20 protein-coding genes are annotated in these 23,425 nt (G+C 65.9%); 11 read left to right on the forward strand and 9 right to left on the reverse strand.

What is annotated here, in order from left to right; translation table 11 throughout:
* Positions 1-16 precede the first annotated feature (16 nt).
* From yegQ to gdhA, 3 genes are all read left to right on the forward strand, one after another.
* Positions 17-1,378, forward strand: coding sequence for a tRNA 5-hydroxyuridine modification protein YegQ (yegQ, locus tag O0880_RS15835; protein ID WP_289887395.1), 1,362 nt, complete (start codon positions 17-19; stop codon positions 1,376-1,378).
* A 183-nt stretch (positions 1,379-1,561) separates the two neighbouring features.
* Positions 1,562-2,809, forward strand: a complete 1,248-nt coding sequence (locus O0880_RS15840; protein WP_071325493.1) for a DUF819 family protein — start codon at positions 1,562-1,564, stop codon at positions 2,807-2,809.
* Between the two features lie 387 nt (positions 2,810-3,196).
* Positions 3,197-4,540, forward strand: coding sequence for an NADP-specific glutamate dehydrogenase (gene gdhA, locus O0880_RS15845; RefSeq protein WP_289887396.1), 1,344 nt, complete (start codon positions 3,197-3,199; stop codon positions 4,538-4,540).
* A gap of 101 nt (positions 4,541-4,641) precedes the next feature.
* On the opposite strand, the gene O0880_RS15850 is transcribed toward gdhA, so the two are convergent.
* Positions 4,642-5,199: a flavin reductase family protein gene (locus O0880_RS15850; protein ID WP_071325495.1), complete on the reverse strand. Its 558-nt coding sequence runs from the start codon at positions 5,197-5,199 to the stop codon at positions 4,642-4,644.
* Between the two features lie 179 nt (positions 5,200-5,378).
* Here O0880_RS15850 and O0880_RS15855 point away from each other — a divergent pair, with 179 nt between their 5' ends.
* Both O0880_RS15855 and O0880_RS15860 read left to right on the forward strand, forming a co-directional pair.
* The gene (locus O0880_RS15855) at positions 5,379-5,999 is read left to right on the forward strand and encodes a head GIN domain-containing protein (RefSeq protein ID WP_071325496.1); all 621 of its coding nucleotides are present in this window, start codon (positions 5,379-5,381) and stop codon (positions 5,997-5,999) included.
* Positions 6,000-6,041: 42 nt separating this feature from the next.
* The gene (locus tag O0880_RS15860; RefSeq protein WP_289887397.1) at positions 6,042-6,839 is read left to right on the forward strand and encodes an enoyl-CoA hydratase; all 798 of its coding nucleotides are present in this window, start codon (positions 6,042-6,044) and stop codon (positions 6,837-6,839) included.
* Positions 6,840-6,849: 10 nt separating this feature from the next.
* On the opposite strand, the gene O0880_RS15865 is transcribed toward O0880_RS15860, so the two are convergent.
* The 5 genes from O0880_RS15865 to O0880_RS15885 all read right to left on the reverse strand — a co-directional run bounded on the left by O0880_RS15865 (position 6,850) and on the right by O0880_RS15885 (position 12,888).
* On the reverse strand, positions 6,850-7,587 hold the full coding sequence (locus O0880_RS15865) for an AIM24 family protein (RefSeq protein ID WP_071325498.1): 738 nt from the start codon (positions 7,585-7,587) through the stop codon (positions 6,850-6,852).
* A 3-nt stretch (positions 7,588-7,590) separates the two neighbouring features.
* Positions 7,591-8,232: an AIM24 family protein gene (locus O0880_RS15870; protein ID WP_289887398.1), complete on the reverse strand. Its 642-nt coding sequence runs from the start codon at positions 8,230-8,232 to the stop codon at positions 7,591-7,593.
* Positions 8,233-8,249: 17 nt separating this feature from the next.
* A complete protein-coding gene (locus O0880_RS15875; protein WP_198043804.1) occupies positions 8,250-8,867 on the reverse strand; it encodes an AIM24 family protein in 618 nt (205 codons plus the stop codon).
* 155 nt (positions 8,868-9,022) lie between these two features.
* On the reverse strand, positions 9,023-12,187 hold the full coding sequence (locus O0880_RS15880) for a S8 family peptidase (RefSeq protein WP_071325500.1): 3,165 nt from the start codon (positions 12,185-12,187) through the stop codon (positions 9,023-9,025).
* A 2-nt stretch (positions 12,188-12,189) separates the two neighbouring features.
* On the reverse strand, positions 12,190-12,888 hold the full coding sequence (locus tag O0880_RS15885) for an NF038120 family PEP-CTERM protein (RefSeq protein ID WP_289887399.1): 699 nt from the start codon (positions 12,886-12,888) through the stop codon (positions 12,190-12,192).
* 580 nt (positions 12,889-13,468) lie between these two features.
* Between O0880_RS15885 and O0880_RS15890 the strand changes: the two genes are divergently transcribed.
* Both O0880_RS15890 and O0880_RS15895 read left to right on the forward strand, forming a co-directional pair.
* The gene (locus tag O0880_RS15890) at positions 13,469-14,398 is read left to right on the forward strand and encodes a histidine kinase (RefSeq protein WP_289887400.1); all 930 of its coding nucleotides are present in this window, start codon (positions 13,469-13,471) and stop codon (positions 14,396-14,398) included.
* The gene (locus tag O0880_RS15895; protein ID WP_289887401.1) at positions 14,395-15,066 is read left to right on the forward strand and encodes a response regulator transcription factor; all 672 of its coding nucleotides are present in this window, start codon (positions 14,395-14,397) and stop codon (positions 15,064-15,066) included. The genes O0880_RS15890 and O0880_RS15895 overlap by 4 nt, the downstream gene beginning before the upstream one ends.
* Here the strand turns inward: O0880_RS15895 and O0880_RS15900 are convergent.
* Positions 15,063-17,558, reverse strand: coding sequence for a TonB-dependent receptor (locus tag O0880_RS15900; protein WP_289887402.1), 2,496 nt, complete (start codon positions 17,556-17,558; stop codon positions 15,063-15,065). The two genes, O0880_RS15895 and O0880_RS15900, sit on opposite strands and share 4 nt — an antisense overlap.
* Positions 17,559-17,662: 104 nt before the next feature.
* On the reverse strand, positions 17,663-18,124 hold the full coding sequence (locus O0880_RS15905) for an Lrp/AsnC family transcriptional regulator (protein ID WP_071325505.1): 462 nt from the start codon (positions 18,122-18,124) through the stop codon (positions 17,663-17,665).
* Between the two features lie 99 nt (positions 18,125-18,223).
* Here O0880_RS15905 and ilvB point away from each other — a divergent pair, with 99 nt between their 5' ends.
* The gene (gene ilvB, locus O0880_RS15910; RefSeq protein WP_289887403.1) at positions 18,224-19,978 is read left to right on the forward strand and encodes a biosynthetic-type acetolactate synthase large subunit; all 1,755 of its coding nucleotides are present in this window, start codon (positions 18,224-18,226) and stop codon (positions 19,976-19,978) included.
* Between the two features lie 85 nt (positions 19,979-20,063).
* On the opposite strand, the gene O0880_RS15915 is transcribed toward ilvB, so the two are convergent.
* A complete protein-coding gene (locus tag O0880_RS15915; RefSeq protein ID WP_289887404.1) occupies positions 20,064-20,933 on the reverse strand; it encodes an AraC family transcriptional regulator in 870 nt (289 codons plus the stop codon).
* Positions 20,934-21,068: 135 nt separating this feature from the next.
* Here O0880_RS15915 and O0880_RS15920 point away from each other — a divergent pair, with 135 nt between their 5' ends.
* Genes O0880_RS15920 through O0880_RS15930 form a run of 3 tightly spaced genes read left to right on the forward strand, consistent with a single transcriptional unit; the run spans position 21,069 to position 23,365 of the window.
* Positions 21,069-22,511 carry a cytochrome P450 gene (locus tag O0880_RS15920; protein ID WP_289887405.1) on the forward strand — a complete coding sequence of 481 codons (1,443 nt, stop codon included), beginning with the start codon at positions 21,069-21,071 and terminating at the stop codon, positions 22,509-22,511.
* Between the two features lie 36 nt (positions 22,512-22,547).
* Complete coding sequence (locus tag O0880_RS15925) at positions 22,548-23,009, forward strand: GNAT family N-acetyltransferase (protein ID WP_071325508.1); 462 nt, start codon at positions 22,548-22,550, stop codon at positions 23,007-23,009.
* Positions 23,006-23,365 carry a nucleotide pyrophosphohydrolase gene (locus O0880_RS15930; RefSeq protein ID WP_071325509.1) on the forward strand — a complete coding sequence of 120 codons (360 nt, stop codon included), beginning with the start codon at positions 23,006-23,008 and terminating at the stop codon, positions 23,363-23,365. The genes O0880_RS15925 and O0880_RS15930 overlap by 4 nt, the downstream gene beginning before the upstream one ends.
* The last annotated feature ends 60 nt before the right edge of the window (positions 23,366-23,425 follow it).

Below are 23,425 nucleotides of genomic sequence, written 5' to 3' on the forward strand. Positions count from 1 at the left end.
GCTTTGCCCTTCGCCCATGCGCCACGCTCCCGAACTCCTCCTGCCTGCCGGCTCGCTTGCCAAGATGCACGCCGCCTTCGACTTTGGCGCCGACGCCGTGTATGCGGGCCAGCCCCGCTACAGTTTGCGCGTGCGCAATAACGATTTTTCGACCTTGCAAGCCTTGCAGGAGGGAATTGATGGCGCACATGCGCGCGGCAAGCAGTTCTTTGTCGCCAGCAATATCTTCGCCCACAACGCCAAGCTGAAGACCTATCTGCGCGACATGGAACCGGTGATCGCCATGCGGCCCGACGCGCTGATCATGGCCGATCCCGGCCTGATCATGATGGTGCGCGACAAGTGGCCGGAGATCCCCGTCCACCTGTCCGTGCAGGCGAACGCCGTCAACTGGGCCGATGTGAAGTTCTGGCACCGCATGGGCCTGACGCGCGTGATTTTGTCGCGCGAGCTGTCGCTCGACGAGATCGAGGAAATCCGCCAGCGCTGCCCGGAAATGGAACTGGAAGTGTTCGTCCACGGCGCCCTGTGCATCGCCTATTCGGGCCGCTGCCTGCTGTCCGGCTATTTCAACCACCGCGATCCGAACCAGGGCACGTGCACGAATTCCTGCCGCTGGGATTACAAGGTGAAAAATGCCGCGGAAGACGCCAGCGGCGACCTCGGCGGCATGCAGGTGGTGCCGCTGGCATTCCACCAGGCGCTGGCCGAGGCCGACAACAACGCGTTTTCCGCCCTGCACCAGCAGCCGCGCCACCCGCTGGCCGACCAGCCCTACCTGATCGAGGAAGCGCAGCGCCCGGGCCAGCTGATGCCGATAATCGAAGACGAGCACGGCACCTACATCATGAATTCGAAGGACTTGCGCGCCGTCGAACATATCGAGCGCCTGGTCGCCATCGGCGTCGATTCGCTGAAGGTCGAGGGCCGCACCAAGTCGCTGTACTACGCGGCGCGCACGGCGCAGGTGTACCGCCAGGCCATCGATGACGCCGTGGCGGGCCGGCCTTTCGACATCGGTCTCCTGGGCCAGCTGCAAGGCCTGGCCAACCGCGGCTACACGGACGGTTTCTACCAGCGCCACCACACGCAGACGCACCAGAACTACATGCGCGGCGCCTCCGAGGCGGATCGCAGCCAGTACGTGGGCGACGTGCTGGACGTGACGGACGGCTGGGCCAGAGTGGAAGTGAAAAACCGCTTCGCCGTGGGCGACCGCCTCGAGGCCGTGCATCCGGGTGGCAACCGCGACGTCACCGTTACCCGCATGCTCAGCGATGACGGCAGCGAGATCCGCGTGGCGCCCGGCAGCGGCCACTTCGTGCGCATCGAACTCGACGGGGCGCTGGACAAGGCCTTGCTGGCCCGTTATTTGTAACCGCCAGTCGGCGGCGCGGGGTGGCGAGCAGTTTGTAAGTGTTTGATTTGACAAGAAAAATTCCGCCTGGCACTGCCTAAATAATTTGTTTAGGCTTCAACATTGCTATACGATACGGCCACCCTGCGCCCGGGGCCGTTATCGGCACCCGGTGCGTCCCTGACACGTTCACCGGAATCCCCGATGCCACCTGCCACTACCGCCCTGATCACCAATGACGCCGTCGTCCTCGGCCTGCTCGCCATGACCCTGGGGGGCGTCTTCTGGACGGCCGCCCGCTCCGACGGCTTCTGGAAAAAGTTCTACACCTATATCCCCTCGCTGCTGATGTGCTACCTGATACCGGCGTTGCTCAATACGTTTGGCATCATCGACGGCAACGCTTCCGGCCTGTACGCCGTGGCGCGCGACTATCTGCTGCCCAGCGCGCTGGTGCTGCTGTGCGTGGCCATCGATTTCGGCGGCATCATCCGCCTCGGCCCCAAGGCCATCATCATGTTTCTCACAGGAACACTGGGCGTGATGCTGGGCGCCCTCGTCTCGTTCGAAGCACTGCGCCTGATCCATCCGGAAACCGTGGCCGGCGACACGTGGCGCGGCATGACCACCGTGGCCGGCTCGTGGATAGGCGGCGGCGCCAACCAGGCCGCCATGAAGGAAGTGTTTGAAGTGGACGCCACCCTGTTTGGCCAGTTCGTCGCCGTCGACGTGCTGGTGGCCAACGTCTGGACGGCCGTGCTGCTGTTCCTGGCCGGCCGCGCGGGCGCCTTCGACCGCTGGACCGGTGCCGACCTGACGGCCATCAATGCGCTCAAGGACAGCATCGAAAGCTACCGCGCCCAGCACGCGCGCGTTGCCAACCTCACCGACATCATGATCATCCTCGGCGTCGGCTTGGGCGTGACGGGCCTGTCGCACTTCCTGGCCGGCCCCATCATCAGCTGGATCAGCACCCTGCCGGCCGCATGGCGCCTGCAGGATTACAGCCTGACGTCGACCTTCTTCTGGATCGTCGTGCTCGCCACCACCTTCGGCTTGCTGCTGAGCTTTACCCGGGCGCGCAGCCTGGAAGGCGCGGGCGCCTCGACCATCGGCTCGGCCATGCTGTACGTGCTGGTGGCCACCATCGGCATGCACATGGACTTGAAAGCCCTGTTCGACAAGCCCTTCCTTTTCCTGCTGGGCCTGATCTGGATCGCCGTGCACGGCGGCCTGATGCTGCTCGTCGCCAAGCTGATCCGCGCGCCCCTGTTCTTCATGGCCGTCGGCTCGCAAGCGAACATCGGCGGCGCCGCCTCGGCTCCCGTCATCGCCAGCGCCTTCCACCCGTCCCTGGCGCCCGTCGGCGTGCTGCTGGCCGTGCTCGGCTACGCGCTGGGCACCTATGGCGCCTACATCACGGGCTTGATCCTGCGCAGCATGGCGGGCTGATAGCGGTCCTGGCGTGTGCCAGGCAAGCTGCATGAGACGCGACAACGCCAGCCTGCGGGCTGGCGTTGTCATTTCTGCACGGGATATGGCGGCGACCGCTGCGTGCAAGCGCGCGCCTCTCGCCCGATGGCGGCAGTAACCGCCGGTAGCGCCACATGGCGATAACGGCGCGCCATGGCGTGCGCCAGCCTTCGCGTGACGCCGAAACGGCAGCGTCACTTGGTAGTGTTTCCAGGCAGACCAGTTCCCCTTGCAGCGGCCGCAGAAGCCCGCGGAAAACGCCCCACAATGTAGCAGAAACCCCTCAAAACCAAATTTCTGCACTATTTTCGTGCGAAATCTGCGATGATAGTTGCCCAAATAACCGATTACCTCCATGGAATTCTGATGAAATACGCATCTGCTCACGAGTATGTCCAGCATGTCGCCGCACGCAATCCAGGTCAACCCGAGTTTCTGCAAGCCGTCACCGAAGTCATGGAGAGCTTGTGGCCGTTCCTGGAACAGCACCCGAAATACGCGGAACAAGGCTTGCTGGAACGCTTGATCGAGCCGGAACGCGTGGTCATGTTCCGCGTCTCGTGGGTCGACGACCATGGCCAGGTGCAAGTCAATCGCGGCTACCGCATCCAGCACAGCATGGCCATCGGGCCGTACAAGGGCGGCATCCGCTTCCACCCGTCCGTCACCCTGTCCGTGCTGAAATTCCTCGCCTTCGAACAGACGTTCAAGAATGCACTGACGACGTTGCCGATGGGCGGCGGCAAGGGTGGTTCCGACTTCGATCCGAAAGGCAAGAGCCCGGGTGAAGTGATGCGCTTCTGCCAGGCCTTCGTGAGCGAACTGTTCCGCCACGTGGGCTCGGATACGGACGTGCCGGCCGGCGACATCGGCGTGGGCGGACGCGAAGTGGGCTATATGGCCGGCATGATGAAAAAACTCAGCAACCGCGCCGACTGCGTATTCACGGGCAAGGGCGCCAGCTTCGGCGGCTCGCTGATGCGCCCGGAAGCGACGGGCTACGGCACCGTGTATTTTGCCGAGGAAATGCTGAAAACGCGCGGCCGCTCGTTCGAAGGCATGCGCGTCTCCGTCTCCGGTTCGGGCAACGTGGCGCAATACGCGGTGGAAAAAGCCATGGCCATGGGCGCCAGGGTGGTGACCCTGTCCGATTCGAGCGGCACCGTCATCGACGAGGAAGGTTTCACGCCGGAAAAGCTGGCCATCTTGATGGAGATCAAGAACCACCTGTACGGCCGCGTCAGCGACTACGCCGAACGCACGGGCGCCCGTTTCGAGGCGGGAGTATCGCCATGGCATGTCCCGGTCGACATCGCCCTGCCCTGCGCCACGCAAAATGAGCTGGGCATCGACGATGCGCGCCGTCTCATCGCCAACGGCGTGCAGTGCGTGGCCGAAGGCGCCAACATGCCCACCACCATCGAAGCGGCGAAGGCCTTCGAGGCGGCCGGCGTGCTGTATGCGCCGGGCAAGGCAAGCAATGCGGGCGGCGTGGCGACGTCGGGCCTGGAAATGAGTCAGAACGCGGCGCGCATGTCGTGGCCGCGCGAGGAAGTCGATGCCCGCTTGCTGCAGATCATGCAAGGCATCCACGCCGCGTGCAAACAGTACGGCACGCGCGCCGATGGTTCCGTCAGCTATGTGGATGGGGCGAATATCGCCGGTTTCGTGAAAGTGGCCGATGCGATGCTGGCGCAAGGGGTCATCTGAGCGTAGGTCGGATTAGGCGCAAGGTGCCGTCATCCGACAAGCTTGCTGGCGCGGCCGGCGGTGGCGTCGGATTACGCGCGGCGTTGCCGCGCTAATCCGACCTACGACATTTCGGGCTTCATCAGGCTCTTGCGGCTGATCGTGCGGCCCGAGACCATGAACTCGCCATTGCCGCGGTAATGCAGGGTTTCGGGCAGCTTGGGCGAGGTGGCCACGTGGGCCTTCACGCACTCGAAGATGAAAAATCCCCCTTTCGGGTTGCCCGCCACCTGCGCCAGCTTGCATTCGAAGTTCGCGTAACACTCGGCGATCAGCGGCGCGCCCACCTGCTCGGCCGGCTGCGGCGTCAGGCCGAAGGCCGTGAACTTGTCCGTATCGGCGCCGCTGCAATTGCCGATAGCCACCACCTGATCGACCATGTCGGCCGTCGGCAGGTTGATCACGCATTCCATGCTGCGCTTGATCATTTCATAGCTGTGATTGGCGTCGGAAATGAAACAGCCGAGCAAGGACGGCGTAAATTCCATCAGCATGTGCCAGCCCATGGTCATGACATCGCTCTCGCCCTTCCACGTGGAACTGACCAGCACCACCGGCCCCGGTTCGAGGAAGCGGCGGATGTCGGCGACGGGATAATCTTCTTTGTGGTAATTTTTCATCTAGTCTTCCTGGACTTGGTAGGCCATAGCATAGACCAATGGCGCCATGCCGGGCGCGCGGCAGGCCAGCGGCGGCCTTGTCTCTTCCATGCCGCGATTTGTGCAGTTCATCGCAAATTTCTCCCTGCGGGAGAACTTGCGCCCTAGAATACACTGATCAACTATACAAGGAAATCGCCATGCGCCATCTGTTCCTGCTGTCCGTCCTCTCCCTTGCTTCCCTCGCCCATGCCGACGAGCAGACGCGCGCCGTGGGCGCCTTCAATGCCATCGATATCCGCGGCCCCATCAGCATTGAAGTCGAATCGGGCAAGGAGCAGAGCCTGCTGCTGCGCGGCGACCAGAAGTTCCTCAGCGGCGTCATCACGGAAGTGGTCGATGGCGAACTGAAAATCTCGATGAAGGACAAGAACATCAAGAAAACGGAGGGCGACCCGCGCGTCATCATCACCATGCCGACCCTGCGCAAGCTGATCGCGGAAGGCGCGGGCGAGAAGATATTGACCAAGCTCAATGGGCCACGCGTCGATATCAGCTACAAGGGCGCGGGTCGCCTGGCCGCCGACGGACAGGTCGACTGGCTGCGCCTGAAGGCGCAAGGCGTGGGCGAAGTCGATACGAAAGCCTTGCTGGCGAAAAACGTCGACGTCAATTTCGAGGGCATCGGCTCCGTCAAGGTGTATTCCTCGGGCGAATTGAACGCCGTCGTGCGCGGCATGGGCGAACTCACCTATTACGGCAAGCCGAAGATCGTGCACAAGTCGATCGCTGGCATCGGCAGCGTCAACGCCGCCAAGTAAGCTTTCCTGAAAAAACAAGGCCATCAGGCCACTGGAGACCGCATGACCGCAACACCGGATACCGAGGCGCCGCTCGTGCTGCGCGAGGACGAGGATGGCCTCGTCACCCTGCGCCTGAACCGCCCGCTGCAATTCAACGCCCTGTCCGAAGCCATGCTGGCGGCGCTGCAGGCGGAACTCGACCTCATCGCCGGCCAGCCGCACGTGCGCTGCGTGGTGCTGGCGGCCGAAGGCAAGGCCTTTTGCGCGGGCCATGACTTGCGCCAGATGCAGGCCACGCGCCGGCTTGCGTATTATCAAACCCTGTTCGCGCAATGCTCGCGCGTGATGCAGGCGATCCAGGCCCTGCCCGTACCCGTCATCGCCCGCGTGCATGGCATCGCCACGGCGGCCGGCTGCCAGCTGGTGGCCAGCTGCGACCTGGCCGTGGCGGGCGCATCGGCCCGCTTTGCCGTCTCCGGCATCAACGTGGGCCTGTTCTGCGCCACGCCATCGGTGGCCCTGTCGCGCAATGTGTCGAGCAAGCGGGCCTTCGACATGCTGGTGACGGGCCGCTTCATCGACGCCGACACGGCAGCTGACTGGGGCCTGATTAACGAAACGGTGGCCGACGCGGCGCTCGACGACGCCGTGGCGCGCCTGGCGCAGCAGATCATGGCGAAAAGCCCGACGGCCATCCGCTACGGCAAGGCCATGTTCTACCGCCAGCGCCAGCTGCCGCTGGACGACGCGTATGCGTATGCGGGCGACGTGATGGCGCGCAATATGATGGAAGAGGATGCGGAGGAAGGCGTTGCCGCCTTCCTGGAGAAGCGGCCGCCCGGCTGGGCGCGGCCTTGAGTAGCTGGGCTTAACGGCCGTCCTTCATCTGCTGCTGCACGGACAGGCTCAGCTTGCCCAGGTCTTCCTTGCCCAGCAGCGGCAATTGCGACAGCAGCTGCATCAGGGTGGAACTGCCCGTCACGTCCAGCTCGGACGACTGCACCAGCACCGTGCCGGCGCCCGTGAAGTCGATCTGTTTTTCCTCGCCCGACAGGGTAAATCCCGTCAGTGCGCCGGCCGCCGAGGCCCAGCCCTGCACGTGGGCATAATCGTAATGGTAGGAGGGGCTGGGGCAATCGGCCCAGCCCAGCACGGCCTGCTCGTCGACGCGGCACGGCAGTTCGAGGAAGTGCACGGGGCCGTTCGACGAGGCGATCACCTTGCCCGTGCCGATCATGGTGAGGTAGCCGGGCAGGGTCGATTCCTGGCAAATCACATCCTTCGTAAACCCCAGCAGGTTTTTCGCGCGGATGGTCATGTTGGCATTGTCCAGGTCATAGCAAGCCAGGTCGTTGCCATTGTCGCCGAGGATCAATTGGCCCTGCCCTTGCGCCACGACAAAGTGGTGGATGTATTTCGGCGCATTGAAGGCATTGCGCACGATCAGGTCGAGCACGCTGCTGCCCATGGCTTCGAAGCGCAGTTCGCCATAGAAGGCGATCATCTTGCCCTTGCGAATGAAGATCTGTTCCTTGACGTCGATGACATACGAAAAACGGTTCAGGTTATCGTTTTTCGGCAAGGTATCGGGGGTGTAAATCGTCATGGCTTACCTTTCGCTCGCTTGGATGTAGACCGTGCCCTGGCCTGTAAACTTCACCTGGTACGACTCGCCCGACGCCTGGCCGACAAAGGTCTTCCAGTTCAAGTCCGTGACGATGGTCGAACTCAGCTGGCCGGTGTGGCCGATATAGGCTTGCGGATCGACAAACACGGGCACGTCCGGCGTGACGGGCAAGCCGATGGCATTGCCGTCGGACAGGATCGCCACTTCGCCCGTGCCCTGGAAGGTGGTGGTAAACAAGCCCTGGCCCGTAGCCATGCCGCGCACCACGCCTTGCACGCCGCCCTGGTTGCCGAGGAACATGGTGCCGGCCGTCAGGCGCGCATCGAAGGCCAGCAAGGAATCGCTTTCCACATAGAAGGTTTCGCCGCGCACGGGAATGATGGTGACGAACAGGCCCGCGTGCGCGTAAAACACGCTGCCGCGGCCCGTGGCCGACATCAGCGCGTAGCCTTCATTGGTGACGGCGCGCATGGCCAGGCTTTGCACGCCCTGGCCCGCCAGGAACGAGCGGCTGAACGCGACGTCGCCCTGGTAAGACACCATGGTGCCCTTGCGCGCGAATACTTCTTCATTGCTGAGTTTTACCTCAAGCATCTTTTCATTGATTTGCTGATAGACAGGCATCACTGATCCTCGCTGGCTTAACGTTCGGCGGGCTGGATGAACACCACGCCCTGGCCTGTGAATTTATGCTGGTACGACTCGCCCGAACTCTGGCCGATCATCGTGCGCCAGTTGACGTCGAAGACGAATTCCTGGCGGATGTCGCCCTTGAAGCCGACGAAAGCGTCCGGGTCCACGCGCAGCGGGTGCGCGGGCGTCACTTCCAGCATGATCAGGTTGCCGCGCGAAATGACGGCCAGGTTGCCATGGCCTTCGACGGTGGTGGAAAACAGGCCCTGGCCCGAACTGGCGCCGCGCAGGCCGGCAAAGCTGGTGCCCGTCTTCAGGCTCGTGTCGTAGGCCAGCAGGCTGCTGCTTTCGATGGTCAGCTTTTCGCCCGCCAGCGCAATGACGGTGATTTCCGCCGCATTCTGCGCGAAAAACACGGTGCCGCTGCCGGACGCCTGCATCACCTGCATGCCTTCGTTCGTCACCTTGCGCTTGAGCGCGCCAAGGATGCCCTCGCCACCGAGCAGGGATTTTTCAAATTTGATGCTGCCCGTATAGGCGACCATGGCGCCGGCGATGGCCAGCACTTTTTCATCCTGCAGGCGCACTTCCAGCAGGCGGTCGGTATTGGTGCGGAAACTGGTCACGCGCGACTCCCCAAGAATGCCAGGCCACAAAGCCATGGCTGACCGACAAGATACCGGCGCCGCCGACGCCGCGCAAGCGCTATTCCTGGCGAACGGGGGCCGCCCATAAAAAAAGGCGTGCCCGGAGGCACGCCTTGCGCTCAATCAAGCCGCGTTTATTGCGCCAGCGCCTGCTTGTCGCCGCGCGCGTTCTGGAACAGCGGCACGGGATCATCGGTATTGACCTCGACCACCGTCACGCCCTGCACCACGCCAGCGACCTGGTAGCCGACGGCGCCCAGGTGGCGCTTGCCGGCCGCCAGGTTGGACCAGCCCAGGGACACGGAAGCCGTGCCGCCCGTGAAGGCCGTGCCCGGCATCAGCGCCTTGAAGCCGCCGTTGGCAACGCCCGGCGCCAGCACCCACGACGACAGCGTGTAGGTGGCCTGGCCGTTTTGCGGCGCAAAGCCGATCAGGCACACCTTGTACGTGCCGGCGGCAGGCAGGCGCAGTTCCACCATTTCATTGGAACTTTGATTGCCGCTGCTACGCACCAGCACGTTGGCGGCGTTGTACACCTCCATGTCGAGGTCGGTATTTTCGCCGCCCGAGGTTTCCGCGTCATAGGTGGCGAAGCGCGCGGCCAGCGTGCCCGCCGGGATCACCACGTTATGCACATTGACGCCCGTGCCGCCACCGGCCTTGCAGGCGGCCGATGCGGCGGCGCCCGTCGATGCCTGGCCGATCGTGCGCGTCTGGCGCACGGCTTCGATCAGGCCCGACTTGATGCCGACCAGCGGCCCCGTGAAGCCCGTGCCCAGGGTCAGCACCTTGCTGCCCGTGGCCGCTTCGCTGCTGACCAGCGGCGAGACGGCCAGTGCCGTGCCGCGCGCCGTCAGCGGGCTGCGCACCGTGTGCGTGCCATCCGTCCAGCTCAAGGCGCCATACACCCAGGTATCGGCCGGCGCCGTGGTGCGCGTCAGCTTGACCTGGAACTGCGCCTTGGCGCCCGGCGCCAGGTTCAGGCTCGCCGGGGTGACCGCCACCGTGTAGCCGGGCAGGCTGGCCGAGGCCGTGTAGACGGCGCTGCTGCTGCCCACATTCGTCACCGTGCGCGTCAGCGTTTGCGTGCCCAGCACATTGGCCGCCGTCAGCGACGGCAGGTTCAGGTTGTAGGCGGCGATGGTGCCGGTGGTGGCGCAATTGGCGGAATACTGCGTGCGGATATTCAGGCCGCACAGGAAGCGCGCATAGTCGATTTCCGACAGGTCATACACGAGGCCCGGATCGGCTGCGCTGTTGGGCGCGATATGGCCGGCGCCCTGTCCCCATGGCAACTGGCCCGAGGTCTTCGCCGTGGCATCCCACGACACGGAACCGTTCAAGCCGTCGGAATAGGTGCTGAACGCCGTCGTCATCAGCGCCGACTTGATGGCCGCGGGCGACCAGTCCGGATGCTGCTGCTTGAGCAGTGCCGCCACGCCGGCCACGTGCGGGCTGGCCATCGAGGTGCCGGAATAGAAGTCCCATTCCGCCACTGGCGCCACGCCGCCCGCCGCCACCGCATCGCGCTGCGCCTGCGTCAGGTCGGCCGTCACGCCGGCCAGCACGTTGGTGCCCGGCGCCGACAGGTCCGGCTTCAGGATGTTGGCGTTGGCCACGTTCGGTCCGCGCGAGGAACGGTCGCTGACGATAGGCGCCAGCACCGTGGTGTCGGCGATCGTATGCACTTCGCCCAGCGCCGCCGTGCCGTCGGGGTTGCCGGCCATGAAGGCTTTCAGCGCATCGCCCTGCGCCTGCGCCAGGTGCACGGTCGACAGCACGTGCGCCTGGTTGATGATGGTGTTGGCACCGCCGGCCACGTTGGCGATGATCATGCCCGCCGCGCCAGCCGTCTTCGCATTGCCGCTCTTGTTGACCAGCACGTTGCCGCCGCGGTCGCATACCAGCACCTTGCCCGCCACCTTCGCCGGGTCGAGATAGGCGGACGTGGCGTCGGCCGCGCCATAGCAGCGCAGCAGGTTGACGTCCGTCGGCGAGACGCCGGCCAGGCCCGCGTCGCGCGAGCGGATCAGCGGCAGCGCCGGCGTGTTCGCATTGCTCGAGGCGCCCTCGATCTTGCTGCCGTTGCTGAGGATGACATTGCCCGCATACAGGCGGTTATGGGTGGAGTTGGCCACCGTCGCCAGCCATGGGCTGATGTGCGACACGGGCGCCGGCACATCGGGCGCCGGCGTGGCCGGGCCGGAATTGCCGCCCGAGGTGGCGACGAAGACGCCCGCGTTGGCGGCGCCCAGGAAAGCCTGTTCCGTCGCTTCGTCAAACGCGCCGCCGCCCGCATTCGGGCCGATCGAGAAATTGATGACGTTGACGCCATCCTTCACGGCCTGGTCGATGGCGGCCACGCTGTCGGCCGTGGCGCAACCGTTGCGGCCCGTCGAGGCGGCCGTCCAGCACACCTTGTACGCGGCGATGCGGGCGCGCGGCGCCATACCCGACACCTTGCCCAGCGACACGCCGCCCGAAGTGGCGATGGCACCATTGTTGCCGCCGGCCGTCGATGCCGTATGCGTGCCGTGTCCGCCATGGCCCGTCAGGCCGGCCACGGAATCGCGCGGCGAACGGAATTCCGTCCAGTGCAGTGCCGACGTGGCGGCGCGGTAAAAGCGCGCACCGATCAGCTTATTGTTGCAATTGTCTGCGGAAAAGCCTTCGCCCGTCTGGCAGCTGCCCTGCCAGCTGGCCGGCGGCGCGCCATACACGACGTTATTGCCGCTGTGGCTGGGCACGCCATTCTCGTCGAGGCGGTCGGCAAACGCCGTGTTCTCGGGCCAGATGCCGCTGTCGACGATGCCGATGATGATGTCTTCGCCCGCATGCGTCTTGCCGCCCAGCTGTTCCCAGATGCCGCCCGGCTTGTCGAGGCCCAGGAAGCTGGGCGTGTAGCTGGTGTCGAGCTGCAGGATGGAGTCGGCGCTGATGTTGAGCACGGCGCTGTTTTTCTTCAGCGCCCGCACTTCATCGTCCGTCAGCAAGGCGGAAAAGCCGTTGAAGACGACGTTGTACTGGTGCGTGATTTCGGCCGCGCTGACGGTTTCGGCCACGGCGGCCTGTTTGGTGTCGAGATAACTGAGGTAAGCCTGCACATCGGCGGCGCCCACATTGATGCGCGCGCCGGGCGCCGGCTGGGTGGCGGCCAGGCCATCGACCTGGCCCGTGTAGCTGGCGGCCGGCTTGTCGGCCAGCTGCACGATGTAGGAGCGGCGTTCCTGGGCCTGTGCCGATTGGGCAAGGCTGGCTGCCAGCATGAGGATGGCGAGCGAGACGGGACGTAATTTCATGCTCAGGCTCCTTGCACGGTGGCGGTGGCGACGGCCTTGGCGGCGCGGCGGCGCGAGACCATGCCGATGGCGCCCAGTCCGGCCAGCAGCAGCAGGTAGGTCGACGGTTCCGGCACGGCGCTGACATTGATGTTGTCGAGCGCGAACTGGCCCTGGTTAAACGCGGGGAAGTCGAGCGAGTTGCTGCAAATGCCGCTCTCGTTGAAGATGCAGGCATTGAAAGTCAGGCCCGTAAAGGCGTAATTGCTGAAGCCGCTCAACAGCGAGGCGCTCTGGAAATAGTAATTGCCATCGCTGCCCTGGCCCGGGAACGCCAGCGAGGTATTGATCACCTGGCCGTTGGTCAGGGTGCCGCTCAGCTGCAGCTGGCCCCAATTCTGGTTCGGCAAGCCGGAGATGGGGGCGATGAAGGAATAGTCGAAACCGGTGAGGCTGAAAGCCTGGTGGTCGGCACGGGAAAAATTCACGCCGCCATCGTTGAGGATGGCCAGGTAGTTGCCGGTGCCGCCTTGCGGACAAGCGGCGATATCGCACGAGGATGTCGCGCGGCCATCGAGGATGGCGCCCACGCCGCTGACGCCGCCGCCAGCGGCCGTCGTCGGATCGGCAAGAAACAGCAGGTTGTAGCTCGACGTATTGAGCGTCTGGCCGCTTGCATAAATATCGGGTCGCAGCGAGTCGAAACTGATGACATCCGCCATGGCCGGTGCCGCGGATAGCAGCGCCAGCGTGGCAAGAGCGGAAAACAGGGTTTTGCGACCGCGGGTAGCGGATGGGTGAGGAGCGGCGGGCGATACCCGCGCTGCATACGATGAGCGATTCATTCTATTCCCTTGATTGTTGTGGATAGAGAGGTCGGCAGGTCTGTGCCCGCTTTCAGCTTTTTCACAAAAGTGTCAACAAATATAGCAAATCACATAAAACAAATAACATATTTTTAATATCGTTTATTTATTTTTTATCTAACTTCCCGAAACTTTGTTTTGTTTTCCCTATGAAAGTTTGTCCATTCTCGACGTTACATTCAAACAACAATTTCCTTGTCGTCAAACGTGCGCACCGGCATGCGGACACAACTTCGGATAAGCTCGAAAACCGCGCCTGGCGTCACGGCCGGATCGCGGCGCCACCTCGCGTCGGTGCGGCGCAGCGTCACATCGCGGTACACCTGTTCCATCCTGGAACAGGCATCACGGCCCCTTCGCGCGCCGGCCCCGCCCCACCACCGGTGGCATGAAGATTGCACAACCTCGGCATTACCGTGCTCAGGGAGCGTGCATCATGGAATACGATCAACTTGGCGCCCAGGCAAGCGCGCGCTCCCGGCCACGCCGGGCCGTTTTGCTGTGCGGCACGCTGGCGCTGGCGCTGGCATTTTTCCTGCTGGCCGCCAGGCTGGACCTGGCCGAGCGGCTGGCGCATGCGCTGCGGCGCCAGGAACACTGGCAACTCGATGAACTGGCCCTGAGCCTGCTGTTGCTGGCGTTGGCGCTGGCCGGCTGCGCCCTGTGGCGCGGGCGCCAGGTGGCCGACCTGCTGGCGCACAACCGCGCCCTGACGCAGCGCCTGCTGCGCGCCCAGGAAGACGAGCGCTGTGCGCTGGCCCGTGAATTGCACGATGAAGTGGGGCAAAACTGCGCGGCCATCCGCGCGGCCGCCAGCTACATCCTGCGCGCCGGTGCCGGCGACCAGGCCAATGTGCAAGCCAGCGCGGCCAGCATCGCCGGCGCCGCCGAAGCGCTGCACGCGATGGTGCGCAGCATGCTGCGCCGGCTGCGCCCGCCCGTGCTCGACAGCCTGGGCCTGGAAGCGGCCCTGCAGGCGCTGTGCGACGGCTGGACCGCGCAGCACGGCATCGCCTGCCATTTCGCGCCGCACGCCATTCCGGCCGACCTCGACGACGGCACGGCCATCGCCATCTACCGCCTGGTGCAGGAAGGCTTGACGAACGTGGCGCGCCACGCGGGCGCCCGCCGCGCCACGGTGGAATTGCGCGCCGATGCGCACGGCACCTTGCACCTGGCCATCGAAGACGATGGCCATGGCTTGCGCCAGGACAAAACGGAAGCTGGCGGCTTCGGCATGTTGGGCATGCGCGAGCGCGTGGCGGGCCTGCGCGGCCATATCCACTGGATCAGCGCGCTGGGCCGCGGCTTGCGCATCGAAGTGGCGATGCCACTGGCGGGCGTCGCGCCACGGTGGGCCGCATGAGCACGGGCATCGGCGTGGCCGCGCGGCCGATCCGCGTGATGCTGGTCGACGACCACCCGGTCGTGCGCTCGGGCTACCGCCGCCTGCTGGAACAGGACGCCGATATCGCCGTCGTGGCCGAAGCGGGCAATGGCGAGGCGGCGTATGCCTTGCATGGACAACACGCGCCCGACGTCTGCGTGACGGACCTGTCCATGCCCGGCATCGGCGGCCTGGAATTGCTGCGCAAGCTGATCGCCCGCGACGCCGGCGCCCGCGTGCTGGTGTTCACCATGCACGACACGCCCCAGCTGATCGCGCGCGCGCTCGACGGCGGCGCCTGCGGCTTCGTCAGCAAGCAGGCCGATCCGGAGCACCTGGTCGAAGCCGTGCGCGCCGCCCATGCGGGCCGCCGCTACCTGGACCCGCACAGCGCGCCCGGCGTGCGGCACGACACGGCCGGCGCGGAAATGCAGCGCTTGAGCAGCCTGAGCCAGCGCGAATTCGAAATCTTCCGCCTGCTGGCCCAAGGCCGCAGCGCCGCCGACTGCGCCCGCCTGCTGCACCTGAGCAGCAAGACGGTGGCCAACCACCAGACGTGCATCAGGGACAAGCTCGACGTGGCCGGTCCCGCCGCCCTCGTCCACCTGGCGCTGCGCCATCGCGTCATCGAACACATCCACCCTTAAAACGCGTAACGCATGCCCACGTTGATCGCGCGCGGCGCGCCGGCCGCATAAAAGGTCGCGTTGACCATCGGATATGCGCCCCCCACGGCCGGCAGCGGCCGGGCGGCGAAGTTGCCGTTGGCGTCGAAACCCGTCGCGCCCAGCTGGGCGGCCGTGGCGTACTTGCGGTCGAACAGGTTGCTCACCTGGGCAAACACGCTGAGCCGGGGCGTCAGCTGGTATCTGCCGTTCAGCTCGACCACGGCGTAGCCGCCGCTCTTGCCCGCGCCCAGGTAGGACGCGCCACCCGGCTGGTGCCGGTTGTTTTCATTGCCGCGCGCATACGCGCCCGACACGGCCGTCATGGCCAGCCCCAGCGTCCAGTCGCGTCCGCCCGCGTAATCCACGTGCGCCTTCAGGAGATGGCTGGGGGTGAGCGGGATACGGTTGCCGGGCGCGATGACGATATGGCCTTCCAGGCCGGGGGCTTCCGCGTCGCTGCTGCTGTTGGCGCTGCCGTTGACGGTTTCGCGGCTTTGGTACGTTGCCTGCAGCCACGTGTAGTTGACGCCGAAATCCAGTGCCCCCGCCTTGCCATCGAGCGCCAGCTCCACGCCCTGGTGACGCGTCTTGCCGAAATTTTTGAAGTAACCGAAGCCGGCCTGGTTGTCGGCCACGAACAGGATGTCGTCATGGTTTTCCGCGCGAAATACGCCCGCGCTCCACTTCGCCATGCTGCCCCACTGGCCGCGCACGCCCGCTTCCCACGTCTTCGTCACCACCTGTTTCAGGGGCGGGTCGCCGGCCATGGCGTTCGGCAATCGACATGGGTTCTCCGGGTCGGCGCAACCGAGCTCGATGGCCGTCGGCGTGCGGCTGCCTTCGTTGTAGCCGAGGTAGGCGCTGCTGCCCGCGGCCGGCGCGTAGGCCAGGCCGATGGCGGGATTGAAGCGGCTGTAGCGGTGGTCGCCGTCGAGCGAACCGCTGCCGCCGCCGGGCGTGATGGCGTCGCGGTTGCGCACCGTGCTGCGGTTGTAGCGGCCCGACACGGTCAGGGTCAGGTCTTGATTGAACGCCATGCTGTCGCTCGCATACACGCTCCATGTGCGCATGCGCCCGCGCAAGTCGACGCGGTTGTCCACGGGTGTGCCATCGTCGTCGATCTGCGTGCCGTCGGCAAAGAAATTGACGGGCGTGATGCTGCGGTCCGGATTCAGATAGCCGAACTGGCTGGTCTGGCGGAACGTGGCGTGGCTCGCGTCATGGGCGGCGCCGCCCGTGACGGCATGGCGCATGCCCGCCACGCCGGCCAGCCAGGTGAACTGGCCGGAAAAGCCATGGTTGTCCTGCTGCGTATGGCTGCGGTTGAGCATGCCGTTGCATTTCTCGGCCGGCTCGTCGTTCAGCAAGACATTGGCTATGCAGCGCCACTTGGGAAACGGCGTGTTGCCCGCGTTCGCCCCGCTGGCGGGAAAGCCCGCATAGCCGGCCGCCGCCAGGGCGGCCCGCTCGGCCGCGCCCGGCTGGTAGACGGACTGGTCCAACGACTCGTCGTTCAGGTCGCCATTAAACGTGTGCGTGTCGATCTTGCGGTAATACGCATTGCCGGACAACAGCAAGCTGTCGCTGGCCTGGTGCCTGGCCGTCAGGTTCAGCATGGTCGCCCTGTTCTGCGTCAAGTCCGGCTTCGTGTAGACGCTGCGGTAATCGCGCGCCAGCAGGCGCTGTTCCTGCAAGCCATTGCCCGTCAGCGCATTGTCCGCATGCGCCAGCGTGGCGGCGACCTGCGTGCGCGCATCGCTCCAGCCCAGCTTGCCAAAGGCCTGGCGCACGTCCGACGGCGAATCGTCGCGCCAGCCCTCTTCCTTGTAACGGTTGCCCGTCACATACCAGTGCCAGCCCTGCGCATTGCTGCCGCCGTGCTCGAACTCCACGCCGCGCCGTTGATTGGCGCCCAGGCGCGCCTCGACGGCCGTGCCGGGGCTGGTCCTGCCATCCTTGCTCTGGATGGCCAGCGCGCCGCCCAGGGTGTTCAAGCCGAACAGCGGGTTCGAGCCCGGCATCAGGGTCAGCGAGGCGATCGCCATGCGCGGAATCAAGTCCCAGCTGACGACGTCGCCAAACGGCTGGTTCAAGCGCATGCCGTCGAGATAGACGGAGAGGCCCTGCGGCGTGCCCAGCAATGGCGACGCCGTGTAGCCGCGGTAGCTGACGTCAGGCTGGAACGGGTTGTTCTGCACCTCGTTGACGACCACGCTGCCCAGGTTGCGGCGCAGAAAGGCCGACAGGTCCAGCGCGCCGCTGCGCGCGATCTGCTGCGCGTCGGCCGTCTGCACGGGCGCGGCGATGGCATCGCGCGCCTGCTCCACGGTGGGCAGCGGCATGCTGCCCGTGATGATGACGACAGGCAAATCGCCCGAGGTGGCCAGGTTCGCGGCCAGGCTGGCGGCAGCCGGCTCGGCGGCGTGCGCGTGGCACAGGGCCAGGGCGGCGGCAAATACGGTCGGTTTCATGCGGGTCCCCGTTGTATAGTGGTTTTATTACTGTCCAGTATCGGACAGCCACCAGGGGATGGACTAGGGAAAAACTCCCGCCGTGCAGCGTATCGACGGGATACTCAGCGCTGCAGCGGCAAATAGCTCTGCTTGAGCTGGCGCAAGACGAAGCTCGATTTGCTGTGGCGGATGCCGGGAATCTTGTACAGGCGCTCACGCAGCAGGCGTTCATAGTCGCGCGTGTCGCTGACGGCGATGCGCAGATAGTAATCGTAGTCGCCGGAAACAAGAAACGCTTCCAGCACTTCCGGGATCATGGCCAGCGCGTGGCCGAACTCGAACAGGGCCTGGTCGGAATGGTCGTCCAGGGTCACTTGCACGATGACGGTATCGGCCAGCCCCACCTTGGCCGCGTTCACGTTCACCGTGTAGCCCTCGATGACGCCGTCTTCCTCCATGCGCTTGATGCGCGCCCAGCACGGCGACGACGTCAGCCCCACCTTGGCGCTCAAGTCGTGCAGGCTGATGCGGGCATCCTGCTGCAGGGCCGTCAGGATGGCGAGGTCGAATTTATCGAGCTTCATTCTGCATTCCTCTATTTGAACAGCAAATTTTGCTGAATACGGCATTTTATACGAGAAAACCAGCAGCCTTTTCTGTGGCATCAGGCAGAAAATAAGGCCATGAAACCTGACCACGCCGCCCTCCTCGCCCCGCCCTCCTCTTCCCCTGCGCCGCGCAACGGTGCCAGCGTGCTGATCGACACCCTGCTGGCGCTGGGCGTCGACACCGTCTTCGGCTACCCGGGCGGCGCCGTGCTGCCCCTGTACGACGCGCTGCACGCGCAGCCGCGTTTGCGCCATGTGCTGGTGCGCCACGAGCAGGCGGCCGTGCACGCGGCCGAAGGTTATGCGCGCAGCACGGGCCGGCCCGGCGTGGTCTTCGTCACGTCCGGCCCCGGCATGAGCAATACCACCACGGGACTGCTCGACGCGCTGTGCGATTCGATTCCCGTCATCTGCATCAGCGGCCAGGTGGCCACCACCAGCATCGGCACGGACGCCTTCCAGGAATGCGACGCGCTCGGCATTTCGCGCCCCGTCACCAGGTGGAACCGGCAAATCCGCACGGCCGATGAAACGGCGGCCGTCGTGCGCGAAGCCTACGCGCAAGCCACGCAGGGACGGCCCGGCCCCGTGCTGGTCGACTTTCCCAAGGATCTGCAGCTGGCGCCCGTCGCGCACGGGGCAGCGCTGCCGCCCACCGCCGCCGTCGCCACGCCCCTGCCCGCGCTCGCCGACCTCGAACGGGCCGCCAGCCTGATCGCCGGCGCGCGCCAGCCCGTGTTCTATGGCGGCGGCGGCCTCATCAACTCCGGCCCCGCCGCCTGCGCCGCCTTCGGGCAACTGGTGAAACTGGCGGCCGCGCCGTGCACCCTGACCCTGCTGGGCCTGGGCGCCTTTCCCGCCTCGCACCCGGCCTTCCTCGGCATGCTGGGCATGCACGGCACGCTGGAAGCGAATCTGGCCATGCACCACGCGGACCTGATCGTCTGCGTCGGCGCCCGCTTCGACGACCGCGTCACCGGCAGACTGGACGCCTTCTGTCCCGGCGCGAAAATCATCCACGTCGATATCGATCCGGCGTCGATTGGCAAGGTGGTGCGCGCCGACGTGGCCCTGCGCGGCGATTGCGCGCCCGTGCTGGATGCCCTGCTGGCGCAGCTGCGCGGCCGGCTGCTGGCGGACCGCCAGCCGTGGTGGCAGCGCATCGACGGCTGGCGCGCGCAGGATTGCCTGGCGTTCGACGACACGCCGGACGTGATCGCGCCGCAGGCGCTGATGCAGCGGCTGCAGGCGGCGCTGGACGGGCAGGACGCCATCGTTTCCACCGACGTGGGCCAGCACCAGATGTGGGCCGCGCAGCACCTGCGCTTCGAGCAGCCGGGGCGCTGGCTGACGTCGGGCGGCGCCGGCACCATGGGCTACGGGCTGCCGGCCGCCATCGGCGCGCAGGTCGCCCACCCGGACCGCCGCGTGGTGTGCGTCAGCGGCGACGCCTCGATCCTGATGAATATCCAGGAACTGGCGACGGCCGTGCAGCACCGCCTGCCCGTGAAAGTGGTGCTGTCGAACAATGGCTACATGGGCATGGTGCGCCAGTGGCAGGAACTCATCCATGGCGGGCGCTACAGCCACAGCTTCACGGAAGCGCTGCCCGACTTCGTCGCCCTGGCGCGCGCGTTCGGCTGGCAGGCGCACACGGTGAGCCGGCGCGACGAACTCGACGCGGCGCTGGCCGCCTGCCTGGCATCAAGCGGCCCCTGCTTCCTCGACGTGCGCGTGCATGGCGAGGAAAACTGCTTCCCCATGCTGGCTCCCGGCGCCGGGCACCATGAGATGACTTTGTCCAAGGGAAAGGTGTACGGCGAGCGGTAGGCCGGATTAGCGGCAACGCCGCGTAATCCGACCTCCCCACCGACCGTGCCAACGTCGGCTTACGCTCCTCCGGCCCTTACCCGACCTACGCCCATATACGATAAACCCAGTAACTTTCATCGTCGCGGCTGGCGCGCGCCAGTTCGGTGGGACTCAGGCCCGTGATGGCGCGCACCTCGCGGCACAAATGGGCCTGATCGGCGTAACCGCCCTGCAAGGCGATATCGCTCCATGAGGCGTTGCCTTGCAGCATGGCCTCTCGCGCGTCGAGAAACGACTGTTCCGCGCGGCGCATGCGGCGCAGGGTGCGCATGGGCTGGCCGGCCCATGCCTTGATGCGGCGCTCGATATTGCGCGCGCCACTGGCCAGGCCCATCGATGCCGCCTGCACGCCCAGGCGGCGCACCCAGTCCTGGATGGCGCCGGCCGGCTGGTCGCCGCTCTTGCGCACCACCGCCCAGCGCGGCGCCAGGAACGCTTCCACCAGCGCGATGCGCGCCGCGTCGTCGGGCGCGGCCAGCACGGCGTCGGACAGCGCCAGCCAGTCGGCGTCGAACAGCGGTTCGAGCGGGCGCACCTGGTCGAACAGGACTGCCATGTCGATGCCCGTCAGCGCATGCAGGGCGGCCGGATACAGCATCACCATGAACGAGTGCACGGGACCTGGGTTGTAGCTGACCAGCGGATAGCCGCGCGGGCCGCTGAACAGGGCGGGCGGCATGCGCACCTGCAGCAGGTCGGGGCCGGGCGCCGCCGCCTCGACCTCGCCCGCGACGGTCCACAGCAGACAACACATGGGCGTGGCGGGAAAGCGGTTCAGGCGCTGCGCCGGCGGCAGCGGCGCGCAAGGCGTGGTGTCGCGCACGAGGAAGGCGCGCACGCAGGAAGCGAGCGCGGTGCGCGGCGCGATCAGGCGCGTGACGGGTGTGGCGGCGGGAGTCGGTGTGGAAGCCATGGCAACCATTGTAGCGGGATTTTTCGCCGCCCGACGATGTCGTAAACGTTCAATACAGGCAGGCCGCAATCGCGTAGAGTATGGTTATTGTTGCAAGCAATCCTCGTACTTTCACCGTATCGACAGGAGACGTTCATGCCGCCACTCGACCATGCCGCCGCGCCCGCCATCGCGCGGCCCTTGCGCCAGATCCGCCGCTTGCCGGGGCCGTTCGCCCTGCCCATCGTCGGCAACAGCCTGCAAATCAAGCTCACGCGCATCCACCGCGACGTCGAGCAATGGGTGCAGCGCTACGGCCCCTACCTGCGCGCCTGGTTCGGCCGCACGCTGGTGCTGGTGGTGGCCGACAGCGAGGCCGTCGCCGCCGTGCTGCGCGACCGGCCCGACGGTTTCCGGCGTCCGCTCAGCAGCTTCATCGTCTCCGAAGAGATGGGCGGCATCCCCGGCCTGTTCCTGGCCGAAGGCGCGCAGTGGCGCAACCAGCGCCGCATGGTCATGGCCGGCATGGCGCCGGGCGCCATCAAGGCCTACTTCCCGGCGCTGGTATCGGTGGCGCAGCGCCTGCAGCGGCGCTGGCATCTTGCCGCCACGCAAGGCCAGGCCATCGATCTCGATGGCGACCTGAAACGCTATACGGTCGACATCATCGCCGGGCTGGCCTTCGGCACGGAAGTCAACACGCTGGAATCGGGCGAGGACGTGATCCAGCGCCACATGGACGACATCCTGCCCGCCGTGGCGCGGCGCAGCCTGTCGATGTTCCCGTACTGGCGCTACGTCAAGCTGCCCATCGACCGGCGCCTCGACCGCGACGTGGCGGCCCTCTCCGCCGCCGTGGCCGACCTGGTGCAGCAGGCGCGCACGCGCATGGCGCACGATCCGGTGCGCCGCGAACGCCCGCCCAACCTGCTCGAAGCGATGATCGCCGCCGCCGACGAAAAGGACAGCGGCGTGGACGACCGCGCCGTGGCGGGCAATGTGCTGACCATGCTGCTGGCCGGCGAAGACACGACGGCCAACACGATTTCCTGGATGATCTATCTGCTGCAGCGCCATCCGCACAGCCTGGCGCGGGCGCGCGAGGAAGTGCGGCGCCTGGCGCCCGACGCGGCGCACTTCACGATCGAGCAGATGGATAGCCTCGACTACCTGGGCGCCTGCGCCAGCGAAGCCATGCGCCTGAAACCCGTGGCGCCCTTCCTGCCCGTTGAAGCGCTGCGCGACACGGTCATCGCCGACATCGCCGTGCCGGCCGGCACCCTCGTGTGGTGCGTGATGCGCAACGATACCGTCGCCGACGCCCACTTTCCCGACGCGCAGGCGTTCCAGCCCGAGCGCTGGCTGGCGCAGAGCGGCGAGGCGAACAACAAGCGCGCCTCGATGCCGTTCGGCGCCGGCTTGCGCACGTGTCCGGGACGCTACCTGGCCTTGTTGGAGATCAAGATCGCCATGGCCATGCTGCTGGGCAGCTTCGACATCGCCGGCGTCGACACGCCCGATGGCGGCGAGGCGCAGGAACTGATGGGCTTTGTGATGTCGCCCATCGGCCTGTCGCTGCGCCTGGCGCGGCCGCAGTGATACCATGGGGGCAATCTCCGTCTACCTGCTTTCACCATGCAAATTCTCCTGGAATCGCCGCAGCAAGCCGATGTGCAAACCCTGATCGCCGAGCTTGATGCCTATCAACAAACCCTGTATCCGGCCGAGTGCGTGTATGCGCTGGACCTGGCATCGCTGCCGCCGGAAACCCTGCTGTTTGCCGTCGCCCGCGATGCGGCCGGCGCGGCGCGTGCCTGCGGCGCCATCGTCGTCACGCCCGCTTTCGGCGAGGTCAAGCGCATGTATGTCCACCCGGACAGCCGTGGCCTGGGCCTGGCGAAACGCCTGCTGGCCCTGCTGGAAGAACAGGCGCTGGCGCGCGGCTGCCGCCTGCTGACGCTAGAGACGGGCATCCACCAGCCGGACGCCATCGCCCTGTACGCGCGCCACGGCTACCAGCGGCGCGGGCCGTACGGCGACTATCCCGACGATCCGTTCAGTGTCTTCATGGAAAAACCGCTGCAGGCCGCCGCATGAGCGCGCCCACCGACAGCCTGCTGGACATTCGCGCGCGCCTGCGCGCCTTTGCCGACGAGCGCGACTGGGACCAGTTCCACACGCCGAAGAACCTGGCCATGGCCCTGTCCGTGGAAGTGGCGGAACTGGTCGAGCACTACCAGTGGCTGGCCACGGGCGCGGATGCGGAACTGGACGAAGCGAAGCGCGCGGGCATCCGCCATGAACTGGCCGACGTGCTGATGTACCTGGTGCGCCTGGCCGACAAGAGCGGCGTCGACCTGCACGCGGCCGTGCTGGAAAAGATGACGCTGAACGCGCAGAAATATCCGGCGCAGCAGGTGCGCGGCGATGCGCGCAAATATAGCGAATACTAAGAACCTATCCCAGCAGATGAATACGTCCCCTGCCGGCGCCCCTCAGAAGCGGGGACTGCG

Source organism: Janthinobacterium sp. SUN118, from assembly GCF_030397695.1.
Lineage (GTDB): Bacteria > Pseudomonadota > Gammaproteobacteria > Burkholderiales > Burkholderiaceae_D > Janthinobacterium.